This window comes from Mycobacterium sp. RTGN5 (genome assembly GCF_033804465.1).
In the GTDB taxonomy this organism is placed as follows: domain Bacteria; phylum Actinomycetota; class Actinomycetes; order Mycobacteriales; family Mycobacteriaceae; genus Mycobacterium.
This window is the reverse complement of the sequence record NZ_JAPZLA010000001.1, coordinates 1,658,978-1,680,046: the sequence shown is the minus strand read 5'-3', so window position 1 is coordinate 1,680,046 and position 21,069 is coordinate 1,658,978. Positions and strand designations below refer to the sequence as shown.

The following is a 21,069-nucleotide window of genomic DNA, read 5'->3' as shown; positions in this document are numbered from 1 at the left end:
GCGGGTGCTCTACGCACTCGACCCAGCAATGCCGGTGCTGCTGCGACCGGACGGCGCGGTGCAGGTCGGCTGGGATCCCCGCCGCGCAGTCCTGGTCCGTCCGCCTGACGGCGCGACCTCGGCGAACCTGGCCGCGCTGTTGCGCGGCATGCAGGTTCCGCTCGGCATGGCCGAGCTGCACCGGCTGGCCGCCTCCCACGGGTTGGCCGGCAACGTCGTCGAACAGATCCTGGAAGCCCTGGTGAGCAGCGGTGTGGTCCGCGGCCGGGCACGGCAGCCGGCAGTGCGAGCGCTGTCGATCCGGGTGCACGGCTGCGGCCCACTCTCGGATCTGCTGGTCGAGGCACTGCGGTGCTCGGGGGCACGGATCGCGCAGACCAGTCACGCAGGAGCGTCGGTGTCGGCGGCGAGCGCGGACATGGTGGTTCTGAGCGACTATCTGGTCGCCGATCCAAGGCTGGTTCGGGATTTGCATACCGCCGGCGTGCCGCACCTGCCGGTCCGGGTGCGTGACGGCGCCGGGCTGGTCGGCCCGCTGGTGATCCCCGGTGTGACGAGTTGTCTGGCGTGTGCGGACCTGCATCGGACCGACCGCGACGGGGCCTGGCCGGCGTTGGCCGCACAGCTACGCGACGTGATCGGCAGCGCCGACCGCCCGACCGTGCTGGCTACCGCCGCGGTTGCGCTGGGCCAGCTACAGCGCATCATCACCGCGGTTCGGGGGCAGGAAGCCGCCGGAGCACCGCCGGCGACGCTGAACACCACCCTGCAGGTCGACGTCACCAGCAATACGATCTCCGCTCGTCGCTGGTCACGGCATCCGAACTGCCAATGCTGACCGTCCTTGGTTGCCAGGAGGGTTTCGTCAGGGATGATGGGGGCGTGGCAGACATCAAGCGCGGCCGTGCGGCCCGCAACGTCAAGCTCGCCTCCATCCCGGTGGGGTTTGCTGGCAGGGCGGCGCTGGGCTTCGGCAAACGACTGACCGGCATGTCGAAAGACGACGTCCAGGCCGAGCTGTTGGAGAAGGCCGCCAACCAGTTGTTCACCGTGCTCGGCGAGCTCAAGGGCGGTGCCATGAAGGTGGGCCAAGCGCTGTCGGTGATGGAAGCCGCCATCCCCGAGGAGTTCGGCGAGCCTTACCGCGAGGCGCTGACCAAACTGCAGAAGGACGCCCCGCCGCTCCCGGCAGCCAAGGTGCACCGGGTGCTCGACGGCCAGCTCGGCACGAAATGGCGCGAGCGGTTCACCTCGTTCGACGACACCCCGGTGGCGTCGGCGAGCATCGGCCAGGTGCACAAGGGCGTGTGGTCGGATGGCCGCGAGGTCGCGGTCAAGATCCAGTACCCCGGCGCCGATGAGGCGCTGCGCGCCGACCTGAAGACCATGCAGCGCATGGTCAGCGTGTTCAAGCAGCTCTCCCCCGGCGCGGACGTGCAAGGCGTGGTCGACGAGCTCATCGAGCGCACCGAGATGGAGCTGGACTACCGGCTGGAGTCCGACAACCAGCGCGCCTTCGCCAAGGCCTACGAAGGCCATCCGCATTTCGTGGTGCCGCACGTGGTGGCCAGTGCGCCGAAGGTGATGATCAGCGAGTGGATCGACGGTGTGCCGATGGCACACATCATTCGCGAGGGCACGCCCGAAGAGCGAGACCTTTGCGGCACAAGGCTTATCGAGCTCACCTTCGATGCCCCGTCCCGACTCGGATTGATCCACGGCGACGCGCATCCGGGAAATTTCATGATGCTGCCCGACGGCCGGATGGGCGTCATCGACTTCGGTGCGGTGGGTCCGCTGCCGGACGGGTTGCCCATCGAGATCGGCCAGATCATCTGCCTGGCCCGGGACAAGAACTACGACGAGCTGCTGCCCACGATGGAACGCGTCGGCTTCATCCAGAAGGGTGAGCAGGTCTCGGCGCGCGAAATCGACGACATGCTGCGCCAGTACGTCGAGCCCATCGAGGTCGACGTCTTCCACTACACCCGCCGGTGGCTGCAGAAGATGGCCGCGGCGAACATGAACGTCTCGTCGCAGCAGATCAAGACCGCCCGCTCCATGGACCTGCCGGCCAAGCTGGCGATCCCGCTGCGGGTGATCGCATCCACCGTGGCGATCTCGTGTCAGCTCGACGCCCATGTGCCGACGCGAGAGCTGGCCGCGCGCCTGGTGCCAGGGTTCACTCCACCCGCGCAGTGAGCACGAGGAGCCGGCGGGTCGGCGACATCCGACCCAGCCGGTGAACCTCTAGGCCGCGATCACGTCCTTGCGGGGACGCCCGCGCGGACGCTTGCGCTGCACGACGCTGCCCCGCTCGATGATCTCGCCGCCCCACACACCCCAGGGCTCGCCGCGGTCCAACGCGGCGTCAAGGCATTGCCGCCGGATCGGACATTCAGCGCAGAGCACCTTCGCGCGCTCCAGGTCCATGGGACTCTCGGCGAACCACAAGTCGGGATTCCCGGCGTGGCACGGCAACACCGGCAGCTTCTCCTGGCGGACTGTCGATGTCGACATGTCTCGCTCACCTGCTTCCTGGTCGAATAGCTGTACGTATCTCTTCGAGAGGGATCCGGGACCAGGAATCTGGTGAAACACAAAGGCCACGGATCCTTTGACTTCGGGTCCGTGGCCAGTTGGCTGTGTCTGGGAGCTTTCCTAGATGGAGCTCCTGTCCACGGACGCGATCGTCGGGGCGGCGTTGGCGCGGCGCTTACGCTGCGCCGGAATAGCGGCGGCCGCACCGGCGGCATGAGCGGTAAGCACTGGGCTCGACGACATGACGGCCCGGAAGGACCATGCGTGATGCGCCATGCCAGCTACGCCAAAGTCAGCTGTGGTGGTGATCATCGTGGGCCCCTCCTTCCGTCACGCCGCCTGCAGCCATCGATCGGCACAGGATTCGGATTTGAGAATAAATGCTAACACCATTTCGCCACAAGCGATTTTCTGACCTGGGCTTATGCAATTTCGCACCGCCCGACCTGCGGCCGTCGCGCCCGCCCTGACAAACTACTTTCCATGGCACAGATAACCCTGCGTGGAAACCCGATCAACACCGTTGGAGACCTGCCCGCCGTCGGCGCTCAGGCCCCCACCTTCGACCTGACCGGCACCGATCTCGGCTCCGTGGACAGCGGCCAGTTCGGCGGAAAAGGCGTGGTGCTCAACATCTTCCCGTCCGTCGACACCCCCGTGTGCGCGATCAGCGTGCGGACCTTCAACGAGCGCGTCGGCGCCACCGGGATTTCGGTGGTCAACGTGTCGAAGGATCTGCCGTTCGCTCAGAAGCGGTTCTGCGGTGCAGAGGGCATCGAGAACGTGGTGACGGCGTCGGCCTTCCGCAGCAGCTTCGGTGAGGACTTCGGCATCACCATCACCGACGGACCGATGGCGGGCCTGCTGGGCCGCGCGGTCGTCGTGGTCGGCCCCGACGGCAAGGTCGTCTACACCGAGCTGGTGCCCGAGATCGGCACCGAGCCCAACTATGACGCCGCGCTCGCCGCGGTGAACGGCTAGTTCGCCGGACTGATCGCCATGACCTCGGGTTCTGACGGTTCCCCGGCCACCCCGGCCGGGGAGCCGTTGACCCCCGAGCAGGTCAGGACCATCGCTAAAGAGGCCTACATCTACGGCTTCCCGATGGTCGACAACTATCGCGTCCAATACTCCTATTTCGTCGACACCGACGATCCGGAATACAAGGGCGCCTGGAACACGGTGCACAGCACCGCGCGGGTCTACACCCCGGCCGACACCGCCATCCAGACCCCCAACTCCGACACCCCCTACTCGGCGGTCGGCGCCGACCTGCGCGCCGAGCCGCTGGTGCTGCGTGTCCCGCCGATCGAGGCGGGCCGCTACTACTCGCTGCAATTCGTCGACGGCTACACCCAGAACTTCGCCTACGTAGGCAGCCGAGCGACCGGCAACGGCGGCGGAACCTACCTGCTGGCCGGGCCGGGGTGGGCGAGAGCGACGCCTGACGGCGTCGACGCGGTGATCCGCTCGGACACCGAGTTCGCGCTCGTGCTGTACCGCACCCAACTGTTCGGCCCCGCCGATCTCGACCACGTCCAGATCATTCAGGCCGGGTACACCGCGCAGCCGCTGTCGGCGTTCCTCGAGCAGCCCGCGCCGCCGCAGGCACCGGCGCTCGACTTCCCCGCCGCGTTGAGTGCGGACGAGCAGAAGACGTCGCCCAGGTTCTTCGAACTGATGGACTTCCTGCTTGGCTTCGCCCCCACGCTGGCGTCCGAGCAGACGGTGCGCGCCCGCTTCGCCAGCATCGGCATCGGGGCGGGCTTCCGTGTCGAGGCGCTGACACCGGAGTTGCTGTCGGCCATCGAGGCCGGAATGGCCGACGCCTGGGCGGAATTCGGCACCCTCAAACATCAGATCGACGCCCGCCAGGTGACGGCGGGCCAATTGTTCGGAACCAAGGACGATCTCAACGGCAATTACCTCTACCGGATGGGCGGCGCGGCACTCGGGATCTACGGCAATTCCCTGCAGGAAGCGATGTACCCCGTGCTGGCCACCGACGCCGACGGCAACTCGCTGACCGGGGCAGACAGCTACACCCTGACCTTTGCGGCCGGGGAGCTGCCGCCGGTCAACGCGTTCTGGTCGGTGACGATGTACAAGATGCCGGAAAGCTTGTTGGTGGACAACCCGATCGACCGCTATCTGATCAACTCGCCGATGCTGGCCGACCTGGTGAAGGATCCCGACGGCGGAGTGACGATCTATGTGCAGCATTCGTCTCCTGGCGCGGACCGGGAAGCGAACTGGCTGCCGGCGCCGGCGGGACCGTTCGTCGCCGCAATGCGCCTGTACTGGCCCAAGGACGAGGCCCTGGACGGGACGTGGCAGCCGCCAAAGATGGTGAAGGCCTGAGCTATTGGCGGGCACCGTAGATTACATTTGTTTTCACTATGAGTCGCGTGACCCGGGCGGATTCCCCAGCCATTCTTGAGGTATGGATCAGGTACCACGAAATGACCTCAAACACAGTTTGATTCATCACCGCCGAAATATTCGGGTGGTCGCGGCTGCCGCGCTATCCGCGGCGATCGCGTTGATAGGCTCGCCCGTCGCTGCGGCCGACAGCCCAGCCGGCGGCGAATCCGGAGCAGTGACGGGCGCCGGCTTCGGACCGACCCTCGGTGTCGGCGACGCGTCTAGCTACACCGGCGGCTCGACGTCCCACGGCTTGTGCCACCACAACTGCACGGCCGCCACCCTCGGGGTGGGCGGCCCATCGAGCTACACCGGCGGCGCGACCGCCAACCACCCGGGCGGTACGGCGACTCAAGGCGTCGGTGACGTCAACAGCTACACGGGCCAGGGCACATCCGGAAGCGCGCACAACGGGACCAATGCGACCACCAGGACAGGGAACTACGGTCCCGGCCACTGACCTATTGGCGTCCGCGCACCAGGTCCAGCACGTCAGGGCCGAACTGCTCGAGCTTGCGCGCACCGATGCCGGGGATCGCCACCAGCGCCGCGTCGTCGGCGGGTAGCGATTCGGCGATCGCGATCAGCGTGTTGTCGGTGAAGACCACGTAGGCAGGAACTTTCAGTTCCTTGGCGGTGCGCAGCCGCCAGTCCTTGAGCTGGGACAGTAGTTCGTCGTCGATGTCGACCGAGCAGGTTTCGCAGCGGCGCAACATGATTGACGGCGCGGTGGCCAGGACCGCATTGCACACCCGGCAGCGCGGGGTGGCGCCTTTCTGCCGGCGCGGCTTGTTCGGTGTCGGCTCGGCCTGGGTTTGCGGGGCGATGCCGTTGAGGAAACGCGACGGCCGTCGGCCCTGGCGGCCGCCAGGGGTGCGCGCCAGAGCCCAGCTGAGCTCCAAATGCATTCGGGCTCGGGTGATTCCGACGTACAACAGGCGCCGCTCCTCCTCCACCGCTTCACTGTCCGGACCGTGGGCCAGCGCGTGCGAGATCGGCAGTGTGCCGTCGGCCACGCCGACCAGGAACACCGCGTCCCATTCCAGGCCCTTGGCGGCGTGCAGCGATGCCAGCGTCACGCCCTGCACCACAGGTGGGTGGCGGGCATCAGCGCGCATCCGCAATTCGGCCACCAGTGCCGGGAATTCGAGCTGCGGGCGCGCAGCGACCTCGTCGTCGACCAGCTCGGCCAGCGCGGTCAGCGCCTCCCACCGCTCCCTGGCTTTGGTGCCCGGCGGCGGTTCGGCGGTGAGGCCGAGCGGTTCCAGAAGGGTGCGGACCACTTCCGGCAGGTCGCCCTCGGCTCCCCTGTCCGCCGCGCGCTGCAGAGCGACCAGCGACTGGCGGATCTCCTGACGACTGAAGAAACCCTCCCCGCCGCGCACCTGGAACGGGATACCCGCCTCGGTCAGCGCCTCTTCGTACGCCTCGGACTGGGCATTGATGCGGTAGAGCACCGCGATTTCGGCTGGCGCCGTTCCGGATTCGACGAGCGCCTTGATCGAGCGAGCGACCGACGCCGCCTCAGCAATCTCGTCGGGGTGTTCGTGGAACGTGGGCGACGGACCGGGGTCACGCTGACCGATCAGGTGCAGCTTGCTGCCGGCCACCCGGCCGCGCGCGGCGGCGATCACCCGGTTGGCCAACGAGACCACCTGCGGCGTGGAGCGGTAGTCGCGCTCCAGGCGAACCACCGTCGCCTCCGGGAACTGGCGGGAGAAGTCGAGAAGGAAGCGCGGCGAGGCACCGGTGAACGAGTAGATGGTCTGGTTGGCATCACCGACGACGGTCAGGTCGTCACGGTTGCCCAGCCACGCGTCGAGCACCCGCTGCTGCAGCGGGGTGACGTCCTGATACTCGTCAACGACGAAACAGCGGTACCGGTCCCGGAATTCGGCCGCCACTGCCGCGTCGTTCTCGATCGCCCCGGCGGTGTGCAGCAGCAGGTCGTCGAAATCGAGCAGCGCTATCCCGTCGCGGTTGGCTTTGAGTTTTTCGTACGCGGCGTAGACGGTGGCGACCTTCTCGGCGTCCAGTGGGATGTCGCGCGAGACTTTGGCCACTGCGGCGGCATATCCCTCGGGGCTGATCAATGAGGCCTTGGCCCATTCGATTTCGCCGGCGAGGTCGCGGACGTTGTCGGTGCTGACCTGAAGCCGGCTGCGGCTGGCCGCCTGCGCGACGACGCTGAACTTGGTGTCCAGCAGCTGCCAGCCGGTGTCGCCGACCACCCGGGGCCAGAAGTACTGCAGTTGGCGGCGGGCCGCGGCGTGGAACGTCAACGCTTGCACCGAGCCGACGGCGGCGCCGGAATCACCGGCGGCGTCCATGGCACGCAGGCGGGCGCGCATCTCGCCGGCGGCGCGGGAGGTGAACGTCACGGCCAGTACCTGACCGGCTGCGACGTGACCGCTGGCGACCAGGTGGGCGATGCGGTGGGTGATGGTGCGCGTCTTGCCGGTACCGGCGCCGGCGAGCACACATACCGGCCCGCGGGCGGCCAGCACGGCTTCGCGCTGTTCGTCGTCGAGGCCGGTCAACTGATCGGTGGTCACCGGCATGGGCTCCATCTTGGCAGGGGGTGGCGACATTTCGCGCTGCGCGCCGCGCCGGTTGCGGGCATGTATGCGGTCTCGGATAGGTTGTTGGACTTATGAGTGCCAGTGATGCCCAGCTCACGATGTACAGCACCGTCTGGTGTGGTTACTGCAAGCGACTGAAGACCGCGCTGAAATCGGCGGGTATCTCCTTCACCGAGGTCGACATCGAGTACGACCCGGACGCCGCCCAATTCGTGATGTCGGTGAACAACGGCAACCAGACCGTCCCGACGGTGAAGTTCGCCGACGGCAGCGCGCTGACCAACCCCAGCCTCAAAGACGTACAGGCCAAGCTCGCGTCTTAATCTTGCGCGGCCCAGGATTCGATGATCTCGCGGGCGATCGAGATCGATCCGGGCAGCAGCAGCCGCGAGGTCGATTCACTGCTCCAGTCGCCCTGTTCGAGCGCCTCGCGCACCTCGGCCCGGGTGAACCATGCCGCCTCGGCGATCTCGCCGTCGTGAAAGACGAACTCCTGCTCGGGGTCACCGATGGCATGGAATCCCACCATCAGTGACCGCGGGAACGGCCACGGCTGACTGCCCAGGTATTCGACGTCGGTGACCGCCAGGCCGACCTCCTCGGCGACCTCGCGCGCCACGCAGGATTCGAACGACTCGCCGGCCTCGACGAACCCGGCCAGCAACGAGAACAGCCGCTGCGGCCACGCGGTCTGGCGAGCGAGTACCGCCCGGTCGTGCCCGTCGTGAATCAACACGATGATGGCCGGGTCGATCCGGGGGAACTCCTCGTGACCGGTGAGCGGATTGACCCGCGACCAGCCGGCCTTGATCGCTTTTGTCGGGGAGCCGTCGACCGCGCTGTAGCGGGCGTGGTCGTGCCAGTTCAGCAGCGCCAGCGCCGAGGCCACCAGCTGAGCGCTGGCGTCGTCGAACACCGGCCCGCCACGGCGCAGGTCCGACACCTCGGCCTCGCCGTCGTCGGGGGCTTCCAGCGCGGCGCGCACCGCCCACACGTGGCGGTCGTCCTGCAGGCGGCCCAAGAACACCGCGTCGACCGGTGGCTTGTCCCCCAGTTTGGCCGCCGAACCCAGCAGCACCCGGCCGTCGGCGATCATCACCTGGTTGCGGTGGTCGACGCGCAGCACGGCGGCATCGGCCCAGCCGGCGATCGCGGCGTCGATATCGGTACGTAGGTGGTCGGCACGGTCGGCGCCCACCCGGGAGAGCACCGGAACGTTGCGCAGTCGGAAAGCCACGCGCTCAGTCTCCGGCGGTGCGGACGTAGAGCAACCGGTCGGTGGTCTCCAACGCGTCGACCGTGGGGTCGTCCACGCGCAGCAGCTTGCCGTCGCGCATCACGCCCAACACGATGTCGGGCAGGTGCCGCGGCGAACCGCCGACCTCCTTGTGCTCGACCTCTCGCTCGGCGATCGCGAAACCGGCATCCGGCGTCAACAGGTCTTCGATCATCTCCACCACGCTCGGGGCGCTGGTGGCGATGCCGAGCAGGCGGCCCGCGGTCTCCGAGGACACCACCACCGAATCGGCGCCGGACTGGCGCAGCAGGTGCTGGTTTTCGGCTTCCCGGACCGAGGCGATGATCTTGGCCTTGGGGGCCAGCTCCCGGGCGGTCAGGGTGACCAGCACCGCGGTCGGGTCGCTGTTGGTGGCAACGATGATCGAGGTGGCGTGCTGGGCACCGGCCAACCGCAGCACGTCGGACTTGTTGGCGTCACCGCGCACGGTGACCAGCCCGGCCGCGTTGGCCCGGTCCAGTGAGGTCTGGTCGGTGTCGACGACGACGATGTCGGCGGGTGCGGCGCCGTCACCGATCATCGCGGCCACCGCCGTCCTGCCTTTCGTGCCGTAACCGATGACGACGGTGTGGTTGCGCACGCTGTTCCTCCAACGCTGGATCTTCAGAGCCTGCCGCGACGCCGTGGTCAGGGTTTCGACGGTGGTACCGACCAACACGATCAGGAACGCCACCCGAAGCGGAGTGATGACCAGGACGTTGATCAGGCGCGACTGCTCGGTGAAGGGGGTGATGTCGCCGTAGCCGGTGGTCGACAGCGACACCGTGGCGTAGTAGAGGCAGTCCAGGAAGGTCATCGATTCGCCGCGGACGTCGCGATAACCGTCGCGGTCGAGGTAGACGATGATCACCGCGGCGAACAGCGCCGTCAGGCCGTACAACAATCGGCGAGCGATGCGACGCCCCGGGCTGACGAACTTGTCCGGGATATGGAGATAGTCGACGAGCGCGCTGTCGGGCTTGGCTGCCAGGTTCTCGTCGATCGCCTCGAGCCTGCGCCGCAACCTACCCTTGGCCACGCGACTCCGTCATCTCGCCCGAACCTCTCAGCCCCATACCTCTCGCACCGGGTGCCACCACTCCAGCATTATGTACCTATGCCGACGACGACTACCGAACTCGAACCCCAACGCAGCCCCAGCCAGGTGCCCGCCTACCGAGCCGCCGCGATGCTCATCGGCATCGGTGTCGGGCACTTTGCCGCGCCGAAGCCGTTCGATGACATCGTGCCCGCCGAACTACCCGGCGACGCCCGGTTCTATACCTACGCGTCCGGGGTCGCCGAGGTCGGTATCGGAGCCATGCTGCTGGTGCCGCGGACCCGCCGTGCGGGTGCGCTGGCGGCGATCCTGCTGTACCTGGCGGTGCTCCCGGCGAACGCGAACATGGTCCGGTTGTGGTGGGACAAGCCGTTGCCGATGAAGCTGGTTGCCATCGCCCGGCTGCCGTTGCAGATTCCGATGATCACCCAGGCCCTCGCGATCAGGCGCAACGCACCGCGCTACTAGAGCGGGCCAGCAGCGCCACCAATTCATCTGGGCCGGAAAGGTTTTCCGGCGTCACGGTGATACCCGCGCGCACATAGTGAAACGCCGCACGCACGGTCTCCTCCGGGCAGCCGCGCAGCGCGGCCCAGGCCAGCCGGTAGACCGCGAGCTGGACGGCGGCGTGCCGTTGCGCGTCTTCGTCTTTCGGTGGTTCGCCGGTCTTCCAGTCGACGACGGTCATGCCGCCGTCGGGGTCGGCGAACACCGCGTCGATCCGGCCGCGCACGACGGTCTCGCCGATCGCCATCTCGAACGGCACCTCCACGTCCACCGGGGAGCGCGCCGCCCACGGCGACTCGGTGAACGCCGCCTGCAGGGCAGCGAGCTCCTCGGTGTCGCGGGCAGCGCCGTCGACGGCGCCCGGCAGGTCGTCGAGATCGAACAGCCGCTCGGCGCCGTAGAACCGTTGCACCCACTCGTGAAACGCGGTGCCCAGGATCGCGTGCGGGTCCGGGCGTGACGGCAGCCGGCGGGTCAGCCGACGCAGCGCCGCCGGATCCCGGTCCAGCTCGACCAGTGCGCTGACCGACAATTGGCCGGGCAGCTCGGCAGGCGGCGGCGCGGCGATGCGGGACCGCTCGGCCAGCAGCGCGTCGACGTCGGCGGCCCAGCCCTCGGGGTCCTCACCGGAGTCGGTGACTGTGCCTGCCAGTGCCGCTCGGACCAGTGCGGCCCCATCTTCGATGTCGGCGCGGGCCCGCCCGAGCGGATCGGCGGGCCAGATCGCTTCGCGGGCGTTGTCGCGCAGCGGGTTCCGATCGCCCTCAGCGGGCGATGGGGCCCACTGCTCCACCTCGCCGCACGGCTCGCCCGCCGCCGCGGCGTCATCGATGATGTCTTTGATCTCCCGCAGGAAATCCGAAGGCCCGCGGGGCTTGCTTTCGCTGACACCCCAGTGGTGGCCCGAGAGCAGCAGGGTGTCCTCGGCCCGGGTGATCGCGACGTAGAGCAGCCTGCGCTCCTCGTCGAGGCGGCGCTGCTCGAGTTGATTACGGTGCGCCATGATGGTGTCGGACAATGCTTTTCGGTCGTTGACGGCTGAGGTATCCAGAACCGGTACCCCGTGCAGGCCGGCGGCGGCCCGGTCGCCCCGCAGCAGCGGCGGCAGATCGGCCGGATCGGTCAGCCAGGTGCGCTTGGACGCCGTGGACGGAAACACCCTCGCGGACAGGTGCGGGACAGCCACCACCTGCCACTCCAGCCCTTTGGCGGCATGGATGGTCAGCACCTGCACCCGCCCGGTGGCCACGCTGACCTCGGCGGGGGCCAGTCCGTTCTCCACGACCGCGGCCGCATCGAGGTACGCCAGCAGGCCCTCGACACATGCGTGCGGCCGGCCTGCGTAGTCGGCCACGACCTCGGCGAACCGGTCCAGGTGCTCGGCGCCGGCCCAGCCGGCGACGACCGGCCGGGCGGCCCTCACTTCCACGTCGACCCCGAGGGTGCGGCGCACCTCACCGACGAGTTCGGTGACCGGATGTCCCAGAAGTGTTCTCAGTCTTGCCAGTTCGCCGGCCAGATTGGTGATGCGCCGATGGCCGTCGACGGAGTACGTCGCCGGTGGCCCGGGATCGGCGAGCGCATCGGCCAGGCTCGCGGTGTCGGCGTCGGGTGCGGCCGCCGCGATGATCTGCTCGGCGGTCGCGGTCGACGGCCGAGCGCCGTCGAGTACGACGGCGCGGCGCCACAGCGCGGTGAGGTCGCGGGCACCCAGTTGCCAGCGCGGGCCGGTCAACACCCGCATGGCCGCCGCCCCGGCGGCCGGGTCGGCGACCAGCCGCACCATCGCCACCACGTCTGCCACCTCGGGGATCGACAGCAGCCCGGCCAGGCCGACCACCTCCACCGGAACACCACGGGCACTCAGCGCCTCGGCGATCGGACCGGCATCGGCGTTGCGGCGTACCAGGACCGCGGCGGTCGGCGGCTGGTCAGGTGCGGCTGCGTAGCGCTCGGCGATGTGGTCGGCGATCCATTCCCGCTCGGTGGCGACATCGGTGAGCAAGGCACAGCGCACCGTGCCGGGCTCGGCGCCGGGACGGGCTCGCAACGCGCGCACCGCAACCGACCGGCGACGGGCTTCGGCCGAGATGGCGTTGGCGATGTGCAGCGTGCTGGGCGGATTGCGCCAGCTGGTCCGCAGCTCGAGGGTCGGCGCCGGCGAGCCGTCCGGGCGCGGAAAGTCGGTGGTGAAGCGCGGCAGGTTGGTCGCCGACGCCCCACGCCAGCCGTAGATGGACTGGATCGGATCCCCGACCGCCGTCAGCGCCAGCCCCTCGTCGGCGCCGGCACCGAACAACGCGGACAGCGCGATCCGCTGGGCATGCCCGGTGTCCTGGTATTCGTCGAGCAGAACGACCCGGAACCGGTCCCGCAGCTGCTCCCCCACCTGCGGGCAGCCCGATGCCAGCCGCGCTGCCGCCGACATCTGCGAACCGAAGTCCATCACCTTGTCGACACGCATCCGCTCATGCAGTGCGTCGATCAGCGGTACCAGCGCCGTGCGTTCGGTCTGGGTGGCCAGCATGCTCAGCAGCCACTGGCTGGGGCCGCGGTCACGCTGGTAGCGCCCGGCCGGCAGGTGGTGGACCAGACGTTCGAGTTCGAGGTGGGTGTCCAGCAGCTGGTCGGTATCGACGAGGTGCTCGGCGAGATCGCCGGACAGCCGCAGCACCATCGCGGTGACGGCGGCGGGATCCTTCTCGGTGTCCAGCGGACCGGGATAACTACTGACCACCTCGAAAGCCAGCTGCCACAACTCGGTTTCGCTCATCAGCCGGGCGTCGGGCTCCACCGGGAGCAGCGGTCCGAACTCGCGCAGCAGCGCACCGGCGAACGCGTGATAGGTGCTGACCGTCGGCGCACCCAGCTGCGCGCTACCACCGAGATGGCCGGCCAGCCGGGCCAGCCGGGACCGCACCCGGCGCAGCAGCTGCCCGGACGCCTTGCGGGTGAAGGTCAGGCCGAGAACCTGCCCCGGATCGGCGAATCCGTTGGCCACCAACCACACCACCCGTGCCGCCATGGTCTCGGTCTTGCCCGCACCGGCCCCGGCGATGACGACCAGCGGCCCGGGCGGGGCGGCGATGACCGCGGCCTGCTCGTCGGTGGGGGTCGGAAGGCCAAGGGCCTCAGCCAGTTCGGTGGGACTGTAGGTCATGACGACTCCGTTCGGGGCGCGGTGTGCGCGGGGCAGGCCGCCCGCATCGGGCAGTGGGTGCACCCGTCGTTGACGCGGGCGAGGAACTGCGGCCCCGCGGTCGCACCAGCGGCCTGCTGCACGGTCTGTCGCCATTCGGCTGCGCTGTCCGGGGTCAGGGCGGACTGCTCGCGTTCGGTGGCGCCCGACGCATTGGGCTTGGCGACGTACACCAGCCGGCCGCCGCCGGGGCGATCGCCGTCGGCGAGCGCCCCGTCGGCGACCGCCAACTGGTAGAGCCCGAGCTGAGCGTGGCGCTGCGCCTGATCCTTGGTCACCGGGCTCTTGCCGGTCTTGACGTCGACGATCACCAGCCGGCCTTCGGCGTCGCGCTCCAGCCGGTCGACTCGCCCGCGGACCCGCACCCCGGGGCCCTCCCCGTCCGAAGCGGCGATCACCCCGTCGACATCGATCTCGGTACCGATCTCGGTGAGTTCGTGGCGGGTGGCCGACCGCCACGCCACGAATGCCGCCAGCATGGCCCGGTGCCGCTCCAGCTCGTTGTCGGCATACCACGGCGAATCGAACGGCAATGTGCTCCACAGTGTTTCCAGCTTCGCGACCAACTGTTCCGCACTGGTCACCGAGTCGGCGATCAGCGCATGCACCACCGAGCCCAGGCTGGAACGCAGATCACGGCGGTCGGCGCCGCCGTGGCGCTCGGCCAGCCAGCGCAGCGGGCAGTCGGCGAGGGTCTGCAACGTCGACGGGCTCAGCGTGACGGTGTGCTCATCACCGCTCCACAGTGGCTCCAGCGTGCTGACGGTCGTCATGCCGTACCACTGCGCAGGATCGGCGCCTGGCACGCCGTCGGCCGCCAACCGCGCCAATTGCTGTGCAGCCGTGGCACGTTCACCGTCGGTGACGGCGCCGGCCGGTGCGCACGCCACCGCGCGCAGCCGGCCGACGACCGCCGCCGGTGCGAGCACCGGCGGCGCGACGGCCGGCGCAGCCGGCTCGGTGACCTCAGCGGTCGTGTACTCGGCGAGCTCGGCGACGAACGGCGACGGCAGCGCAGCGCCGTCGCCGGCGTCGCTGTCGACGGCGGTGATCAACAGTCCGCGCCGGGCCCGGCCCATCGCGGCGATGAGCAGCCTGCGTTCCTCGGCCAGTAGCGGCGCCCGCGCCGACACGTCATCGCCGAGGCCGTCCAGCGCGTCGAGTAACCGCTGGGTGCCCAACACCCCACCGCGCGGTGTGGTGTTGGGCCACAACCCGTCCTGCAGCCCGGCAATGATCACCAGATCCCAGTCCCGGTCCAGCGCGGCGTGCGGGCTGAGCACAGCCACCGTCTCGGACGCCGAGAAGCCATCCGCGCTGACCGGTGGAAGTTGCAGGCCCGCAATATGATCGAGCAATCCGGCCAGTGACGCGCCGGTGGTCCTAGCGACGTAGTCGTCGGCGATGTCGAACAGTGCGGTGACGGCTTCCAGATTGCGGTCTGCCAACGCGCCCTCGGTGCCGCCGCGCTCAGCCGTCGACAGCCAGCGCCGCTGCAGACCGCTGCGCTCCCACGCCTGCCACAGGGTGTAACGGGGGTCGCGGTGCCGCCGGTGCCCGCGGCCTGCCGCCGTCAGCACCGCGCGCACTCGGTTGACCGGACGGGCCAGCGTCGCCGGCAGGTTGACCGGGCCGGCGGTGAGCGCCGCGACGAGTTGGTCGCCGAAATCACCGGAGCCGTTGCGGCGCAACGCCCGACGCAACTGGCGAAGGGTGACCGGGTCGACCCGGCCGATCGGCCCGGTTAGCAACGACACCGCCTGCTCGCGGTCCAGGCCGTCGGCGGTCGCGGCCAGCACCGCCAACAAGGCCTGTGCGGCCGGCTGGTCGGCGACCGGTCCGGCCAGCTGGGCCGCGGCGACCGGGACACCGGCGCCGGCCAGCGCCCTTGGCAGCGCCGCGGCGGCCGAGGGCGAGCGGACGATGACAGCCAGCTGCGACCACGGCACCCCGTCGACGAGGTGCGCTCGGCGCAGCGTGTCCGCGATCAGCGCCGCCTCGGCGTGCGCCGAGCCGGCCACCCGCACGCGCACCGATCCGTCGTCGTCGGTGTTGCCGTCCAGCCTGCGCCACGCGCTGTTGCCGGGCAGCCCGGCGGCGATCCCGCTGATCGCGCCGGCCACCGCGGGCGCGCACCGGTACGACCGGGTCAATTCGACCAGCGGGGTGTCGGCCTCGGTCAGCACAGCCGGGTCGGCGCCCCGGAAGCCGAAGACCGCCTGATTGGGATCACCAGCCAGCAGGGTCAGCTCGGCCCCGGCCGCCAGCACCCGGACCAGCCGCGCGGCCTGTGGATCGAGGTGCTGGGCGTCGTCGACGAGCAGCAGGCGCACGCGGGACCGTTCGGCGGCCAGCAGCTCGGCGTCGGCGGCCAGGGCCTCCAGGGCGGCACCCACCAACTCGGCCGCGCCCAGCGCGGGCACGGTGGCCTGCGGTGCGGCGGTGCCGACGGCCGCGCGCAGCAGCATCACCTGTTCGTACTGCTGGGCGAACCGGCCCGCGGCCGCCCACTCGGGCCGCCCGGACAGCCGGCCGATGCGTTGCAGATGCAGGGGGTCCACACCGCGTTCGGCGCAGCGGGCCAGCAGATCGCGCAGTTCGGTGGCGAACCCGGCGGTGGTCAGCGCGGGCCGCAGCACCTGCGGCCATCGCGATGCCGACTTGTCGCCGTCCTCGAGGTCACCGGCGAGCAGTTCACGGATGATGCCGTCCTGCTCGGCCCCGGTGACCAGGCGTGGCGGCGGATCGCCCGCCCGGGCTGCGGCCTGCCGTAACACCGCGAACGCGTAACTGTGCACGGACCGGACCAGCGGCTCACGCACCACCGCACGGCACGGCTGCGCCGAGCGCGCGGCGAGCAGCTCGCCGGTCAGCTTGCTGCGGGTGGCGGCCGCCAGCCGGCCCGAACCCGTCAGCAGCAGAACCGATTCCGGGTCGGTCCCGGCGGCGATATGCGCGGCGGCGGCCGCCACCAGCAGGCTGGTCTTGCCCGTGCCCGGCCCACCGACGACACGCACCGTGCCACGCAGTTCCGGGCGCAACACATCCGACGGCTCGGTCACCTCGACGACGAATGCGGGCGTGCTCATGCCGGCTATGACACCACCAGGCTCCGACAAGTTCGGGAACTGGCAGCATGAAGCCCGTGACCCACCACCTTCACGTCCACCGATTCGGCCCGGCCGGACCCATCCAGGTCCTGGCCATCCACGGCCTCACCGGCCACGGCTACCGCTGGCGCAGGCTGGCAGAAGGGCACCTGCCCGAAATCGCGGTGGCCGCACCCGATCTGATCGGACACGGCCGCTCCTCATGGTCGGCGCCGTGGACGATCGACGCCAACATCGCCGCGCTGGCCACCCTGGTGGAGAACGACGCCGACGGCCCAGTCCTGGTGGTGGGACACTCCTTCGGCGGCGCGATCGCCCTCCACCTGGCCGCGGCATGCCCCGATCTGGTGTCCGGGCTGGTGCTGCTGGATCCGGCGATCGGCCTGGACGGGCAGTGGATGCACGAGATCTCGGAGTCCATGCTGGCCTCGCCGGACTACCCCGACCGGGACCAGGCTCGCACCGAGAAGTTCAGCGGCTCCTGGGCCGATGTCGATCCGGCCGACCTCGACGAGGATCTCGACGAGCATCTCATCGCACTACCCAACGGCCGGTACGGCTGGCGGATCTGCGTGCCCGCGATGATGTCGTACTGGAGCGAGTTGGCCCGCGATATCGTGCTGCCGCGCAGCGGAACTCCGACGACGCTGGTGCGGGCGCAGTGGACGGACCCGCCGTATGTCGGCCCCGAACTGCTCGACGGCCTGTCGAGCCGGCTCGGCGCGGACTTCACCCTGGTCGACGTCGCCTGCCAGCACATGGTTCCCAACGCCAAACCGGAGGAGACCGCCAAGGTCATCGTGGACCTGCTCGGGGCACGCTAGGAATGGCCGCGGTTACCGACGAGCAGGTCGAGCTGGTGCGCCGGCTGGTGGCGTCGATACCCGCGGGCCGGGTTGCCACCTACGGCGATATCGCTTCGGCGGCAAAGCTTTCCAGCCCGCGCATCGTCGGCTGGATCATGCGCACCGATTCCTCGGATTTGCCGTGGCATCGGGTGATCACCGCGTCCGGCCGGCCGGCAGCTCACCTGGTGACGCGTCAGCTGGAGCTGCTACGGGCCGAAGGACTGCTGGCCAGTGACGGCCGGGTGAATCTGTCCGAAGCCCGCCACGAGTTCTAGAGAACCAGCCTGATCAGCGCGGCGGTGCGGGCCAAACCCGGGAACGCGGCCGCCGTCGAGCGCGGATGCAGTGCATGCACAGCGAGCCGGAACATCAAGGCGCGCAACAACATCTGCGGCCACTCCGGCAGCGCATCCCACCGCTCGATCAAGCCGTCGTCGGCCTCGCCCCACGCCAGTGCGTCGACGACCACCACGCCGGCCGCCCACGGTGCCGGCCGCCAGTACGGGGTGATGTCGGTGATGCCCGGCGCGGCCGTCCCGGCGAACAGGACGGTGCCGTACAGATCGCCGTGGACCAGTTGGTTGGGGCTCTTGGTCGGCTTACGCAACCCGGCCAACTGATTGATCAGCTCCACCGACCGCTCGCCATCGGCCGTGCCGGGTGCCACCACCGCGCCGGGCGGCAGCGAGTGCAGCGGACGCTCCTCCCACGCCGCGCGATCGGCGGCGATGAACACGTCGACATCACTCCACGGCACCACCGGCGCCTGGGTCAGGAAGCGGGGCCGTTCCAGCTTGGCGGTGGCCTCATGCAGACGCACCCCGGCCGAGACGACCTCGTCGTGGCGGGGTTCAGGAGTGCCGGCGACGAATGTGTCTGCCCGCCAACCCGACACCACATAGCGGCCGTCGGTCGAGCGCACCGGACGGGCCAGCCGGACCCCGTCGATGAACAACGTCTCGCGGGCCTTCGCCGACCAAGCAGCACGGGCGTGGTCGGCAATCACCGACAGCACTACCTCGCCGCACTTGAAGCCGCCCTCCCAGCCCGCACCGAGCGGTTCAGGATCTTGCCCTTTGAGACCGAACGTCGCCAGGACATGCTCAGGCGGGCGCTCATCAGTCACCCCGTCCACCCCGACAGCCTAGGTTGTCGGAACGCAAAGTAGCTGTCAGTAGATCACCATGTCGGGATCGATTTGCTTTGCCCAGGCGACGATGCCGCCCTGCAAGTGCAGGGCATCGGCGAAACCGGCCTTCTTCACCACGGCCAATGCCTCGGCCGAGCGCACTCCGGTCTTGCAGTAGAGCACTGGGACGCGGTCGTGCGGCAACCTGCTCAGACCTTCGCCGGACTCGATCACCGACTTGGGGATGAGTTCGGCGCCGGTGATGTGGTTGATCTCCCACTCCACCGGCTCGCGGACGTCGATCAGCGCGAACTTCTTGCCTGAATCGAGCAGATCCTGCAGCTCCCGGGGGGTGACCGTCGAATCCTGCGCGGCGTCGACCGCTTCGTCGGACACCACGCCGCAGAACGACTCGTAGTCGATGAGCTCGGTGATCTTCGGCGTCTCGGGATCTTTGCGGATCCGGATCGTGCGATAGGTCATGTCCAGCGCGTCGTACACCATCAGCCGGCCCAGGAGGGTGTCCCCGATCCCGGTGATGAGCTTGATGGCCTCGGTGCCCATGATCGACGCGATCGAGGCGCACAGGATCCCGAGGACACCGCCTTCGGCGCACGACGGGACCATGCCCGGGGGCGGCGGCTCGGGGTAGAGGTCGCGATAGTTCAGGCCCAGCCCGCCGGGTGCGTCCTCCCAGAACACCGAGGCCTGTCCCTCGAAGCGGTAGATCGAGCCCCACACGTAGGGCTTGTGCGCCAGCACCGCGGCGTCGTTGACCAGGTAACGGGTCGCGAAGTTGTCGGTGCCGTCGAGGATGAGGTCGTACTGCTCGAACAGCGGCACCGCGTTCTCGGGTTCCAGCCGCAGTTCGTGCAGGTGCACGGTGACCAGCGGGTTGACCTCGAGCACGGAGTCTCGGGCGCTCTCGGCCTTGGACCGGCCGATGTCGGATTGCCCGTGGATGATCTGGCGCTGCAGGTTGGACTCGTCGACCACGTCGAATTCGACGATGCCGATCGTGCCGACCCCGGCGGCGGCCAGGTACAGCAGCGCCGGCGAACCCAGGCCGCCGGCGCCGATCACCAGCACCTTGGCGTTCTTCAAACGTTTCTGTCCGTCCACACCAAGGTCCGGGATGATCAGGTGGCGGCTGTAGCGCGCGACCTCGTCACGGGTGAGCTCGGCGGCTGGCTCGACCAGCGGCGGCAACGGAGACACCGGCTACTCCTCGAATTCGCTCGATCTGACAGCGGCCCGACGGACGTTCACCATCCATCTCAGCAGGTGGCCAGATCAACGGCAAACAGCCGTCAAAGCTTCCCGAGGGGCCTCAGGCGATCGGATACGGCCACGGGTTGAACCGGCACGTCTTCCCGTCGGCCTTGACGTACTCCGGGTCGAACCGGGAGGCGTCGTTATCGGCAGTGGAGAACGTCTGCTGCATCATCACCGGCGCCAGGCCGCCGTTCTCGTCGCACGGCTCGTGATGCTGATAGCCGATGGCGTGGCCCACTTCGTGGTTGACCAGGTATTGCCGGTAGGAACCGATGTCACCCTGGAAGGGCACCGCGCCGCGCACCCAGCGGGACTCGTTGATGAACACCCTCGGCTGGGCGTCGGGTCCGTAGGCGGGGTTGTAGCAGGACGATTCCAGCGGGATCTCATAACCGCAGCCCTCGCGCACCGTCATCGGCGACGTCAGCGACACCCGAAAATCGGGCTTGACGCCCTCACTGCCGGCATCGACCCGCTCGAAGCCGAACTGCGGATTGTGGATCCAGCTCTTGGGATTGCTCAGCGTCTCGGAGACCATCCGCGCGAATCCCTCGTCACCGCCGAATGACGCGGTGTCGACGCCGTCCTCGATCTCCACGGTGTAGGTGAAGGTCTTCGCGGTGCCGTCACCGACCTTGGGCGAGGTGCCCGGCACGATGTGCCACGTCTTGGCTCCCGCTTCGCTGAACGCCCCGCCCTCGGGCAGGATCCCGGTCGGCAGGTTGGCGTCGAATTCGGTCAGCCCACGGGGCGGCGCGCCGATGATCGCGGTGCCACTTGACCCGATCGTCGGCGGGCTTTCGACGCCCCCGTGAGCGATGGGCTCGGTCGCCGGCGCGGCCGTTCCGGTGATGGTTTGATACAGCACCACTCCGGTCAGCACGATCAGCACCGGCAGCGCGTACGCGCGCCAGCCGTACATCGAGACGAACCGGCCCAACCACGTTTGCTTGCGCCATTGACGGCGCTGGTCCCGATTGGATCTGACCCGGCCCTGCTCCACCGCCAACGGGTCCCGCAGCGCGCGCAGCGGCTCACGCCACTCGTTGCGCAGCACAGGCACCCGACCGCCGCCGCGGTGCCCCGGGTCGTAGGTCACGGACCCAGGATGGCACAAC

General features: G+C 69.1%; 18 protein-coding genes. 9 read left to right on the top strand and 9 right to left on the bottom strand.

The window, feature by feature from the left end:
* The first annotated feature begins 28 nt into the window (after positions 1–28).
* Together SLQ31_RS08225 and SLQ31_RS08220 are read left to right on the top strand one after the other, a co-directional pair.
* A complete protein-coding gene (locus tag SLQ31_RS08225) occupies positions 29–838 on the top strand; it encodes a TOMM precursor leader peptide-binding protein (RefSeq protein WP_319432955.1) in 810 nt (269 codons plus the stop codon).
* Positions 832–2,202: an ABC1 kinase family protein gene (locus SLQ31_RS08220; RefSeq protein WP_319431333.1), complete on the top strand. Its 1,371-nt coding sequence runs from the start codon at positions 832–834 to the stop codon at positions 2,200–2,202. The genes SLQ31_RS08225 and SLQ31_RS08220 overlap by 7 nt, the downstream gene beginning before the upstream one ends.
* A 48-nt stretch (positions 2,203–2,250) precedes the next feature.
* Here SLQ31_RS08220 and SLQ31_RS08215 read toward each other — a convergent pair whose 3' ends face one another.
* Positions 2,251–2,520, bottom strand: a complete 270-nt coding sequence (locus SLQ31_RS08215; RefSeq protein WP_319431331.1) for a WhiB family transcriptional regulator — start codon at positions 2,518–2,520, stop codon at positions 2,251–2,253.
* A 504-nt stretch (positions 2,521–3,024) separates the two neighbouring features.
* Here SLQ31_RS08215 and tpx point away from each other — a divergent pair.
* The 3 genes from tpx (at position 3,025) to SLQ31_RS08200 (ending at position 5,425) form a co-directional block, all read left to right on the top strand.
* Entirely contained in the window at positions 3,025–3,522 is a 498-nt protein-coding gene (tpx, locus tag SLQ31_RS08210; RefSeq protein ID WP_319431329.1) for a thiol peroxidase, read from the top strand.
* A gap of 18 nt (positions 3,523–3,540) precedes the next feature.
* Positions 3,541–4,902 carry a DUF1254 domain-containing protein gene (locus SLQ31_RS08205; protein ID WP_319431327.1) on the top strand — a complete coding sequence of 454 codons (1,362 nt, stop codon included), beginning with the start codon at positions 3,541–3,543 and terminating at the stop codon, positions 4,900–4,902.
* 82 nt (positions 4,903–4,984) lie between these two features.
* On the top strand, positions 4,985–5,425 hold the full coding sequence (locus tag SLQ31_RS08200) for a hypothetical protein (protein ID WP_319431325.1): 441 nt from the start codon (positions 4,985–4,987) through the stop codon (positions 5,423–5,425).
* A gap of 1 nt (position 5,426) precedes the next feature.
* On the opposite strand, the gene SLQ31_RS08195 is transcribed toward SLQ31_RS08200, so the two are convergent.
* Complete coding sequence (locus SLQ31_RS08195; RefSeq protein ID WP_319431323.1) at positions 5,427–7,526, bottom strand: ATP-dependent DNA helicase UvrD2; 2,100 nt, start codon at positions 7,524–7,526, stop codon at positions 5,427–5,429.
* Positions 7,527–7,618: 92 nt separating this feature from the next.
* On the opposite strand from SLQ31_RS08195, the gene SLQ31_RS08190 reads away from it, so the two are divergent.
* Entirely contained in the window at positions 7,619–7,870 is a 252-nt protein-coding gene (locus SLQ31_RS08190) for a mycoredoxin (protein WP_319431321.1), read from the top strand.
* Here the strand turns inward: SLQ31_RS08190 and nudC are convergent.
* Together nudC and SLQ31_RS08180 are read right to left on the bottom strand one after the other, a co-directional pair.
* Entirely contained in the window at positions 7,867–8,784 is a 918-nt protein-coding gene (gene nudC, locus SLQ31_RS08185) for an NAD(+) diphosphatase (RefSeq protein WP_319431319.1), read from the bottom strand. The two genes, SLQ31_RS08190 and nudC, sit on opposite strands and share 4 nt — an antisense overlap.
* A gap of 4 nt (positions 8,785–8,788) precedes the next feature.
* Positions 8,789–9,862 carry a potassium channel family protein gene (locus SLQ31_RS08180; RefSeq protein ID WP_319431317.1) on the bottom strand — a complete coding sequence of 358 codons (1,074 nt, stop codon included), beginning with the start codon at positions 9,860–9,862 and terminating at the stop codon, positions 8,789–8,791.
* A gap of 78 nt (positions 9,863–9,940) precedes the next feature.
* On the opposite strand from SLQ31_RS08180, the gene SLQ31_RS08175 reads away from it, so the two are divergent.
* Positions 9,941–10,351 carry a MauE/DoxX family redox-associated membrane protein gene (locus SLQ31_RS08175; RefSeq protein WP_319431315.1) on the top strand — a complete coding sequence of 137 codons (411 nt, stop codon included), beginning with the start codon at positions 9,941–9,943 and terminating at the stop codon, positions 10,349–10,351.
* On the opposite strand, the gene SLQ31_RS08170 is transcribed toward SLQ31_RS08175, so the two are convergent.
* Complete coding sequence (locus tag SLQ31_RS08170) at positions 10,326–13,613, bottom strand: ATP-dependent helicase (protein WP_413641540.1); 3,288 nt, start codon at positions 13,611–13,613, stop codon at positions 10,326–10,328. The two genes, SLQ31_RS08175 and SLQ31_RS08170, sit on opposite strands and share 26 nt — an antisense overlap.
* A complete protein-coding gene (locus SLQ31_RS08165) occupies positions 13,547–16,678 on the bottom strand; it encodes an ATP-dependent DNA helicase (protein WP_319431309.1) in 3,132 nt (1,043 codons plus the stop codon). The genes SLQ31_RS08170 and SLQ31_RS08165 overlap by 67 nt, the downstream gene beginning before the upstream one ends.
* Before the next feature lie 56 nt (positions 16,679–16,734).
* Between SLQ31_RS08165 and SLQ31_RS08160 the strand changes: the two genes are divergently transcribed.
* Both SLQ31_RS08160 and SLQ31_RS08155 read left to right on the top strand, forming a co-directional pair.
* Complete coding sequence (locus SLQ31_RS08160) at positions 16,735–17,523, top strand: alpha/beta hydrolase (RefSeq protein ID WP_319431307.1); 789 nt, start codon at positions 16,735–16,737, stop codon at positions 17,521–17,523.
* A 2-nt stretch (positions 17,524–17,525) separates the two neighbouring features.
* On the top strand, positions 17,526–17,822 hold the full coding sequence (locus tag SLQ31_RS08155; RefSeq protein WP_319431305.1) for an MGMT family protein: 297 nt from the start codon (positions 17,526–17,528) through the stop codon (positions 17,820–17,822).
* Here the strand turns inward: SLQ31_RS08155 and SLQ31_RS08150 are convergent.
* The 3 genes from SLQ31_RS08150 to SLQ31_RS08140 all read right to left on the bottom strand — a co-directional run bounded on the left by SLQ31_RS08150 (position 17,819) and on the right by SLQ31_RS08140 (position 21,050).
* Positions 17,819–18,673 (bottom strand): TIGR02569 family protein, encoded by an 855-nt coding sequence (locus tag SLQ31_RS08150; protein ID WP_319431303.1) that lies wholly within the window; start codon positions 18,671–18,673, stop codon positions 17,819–17,821. The two genes, SLQ31_RS08155 and SLQ31_RS08150, sit on opposite strands and share 4 nt — an antisense overlap.
* A 45-nt stretch (positions 18,674–18,718) precedes the next feature.
* Positions 18,719–19,885 (bottom strand): adenylyltransferase/sulfurtransferase MoeZ, encoded by a 1,167-nt coding sequence (gene moeZ, locus SLQ31_RS08145; RefSeq protein WP_319432953.1) that lies wholly within the window; start codon positions 19,883–19,885, stop codon positions 18,719–18,721.
* Positions 19,886–20,006: 121 nt separating this feature from the next.
* Positions 20,007–21,050, bottom strand: a complete 1,044-nt coding sequence (locus tag SLQ31_RS08140; protein WP_319431301.1) for a DUF3152 domain-containing protein — start codon at positions 21,048–21,050, stop codon at positions 20,007–20,009.
* Positions 21,051–21,069 lie beyond the last annotated feature (19 nt).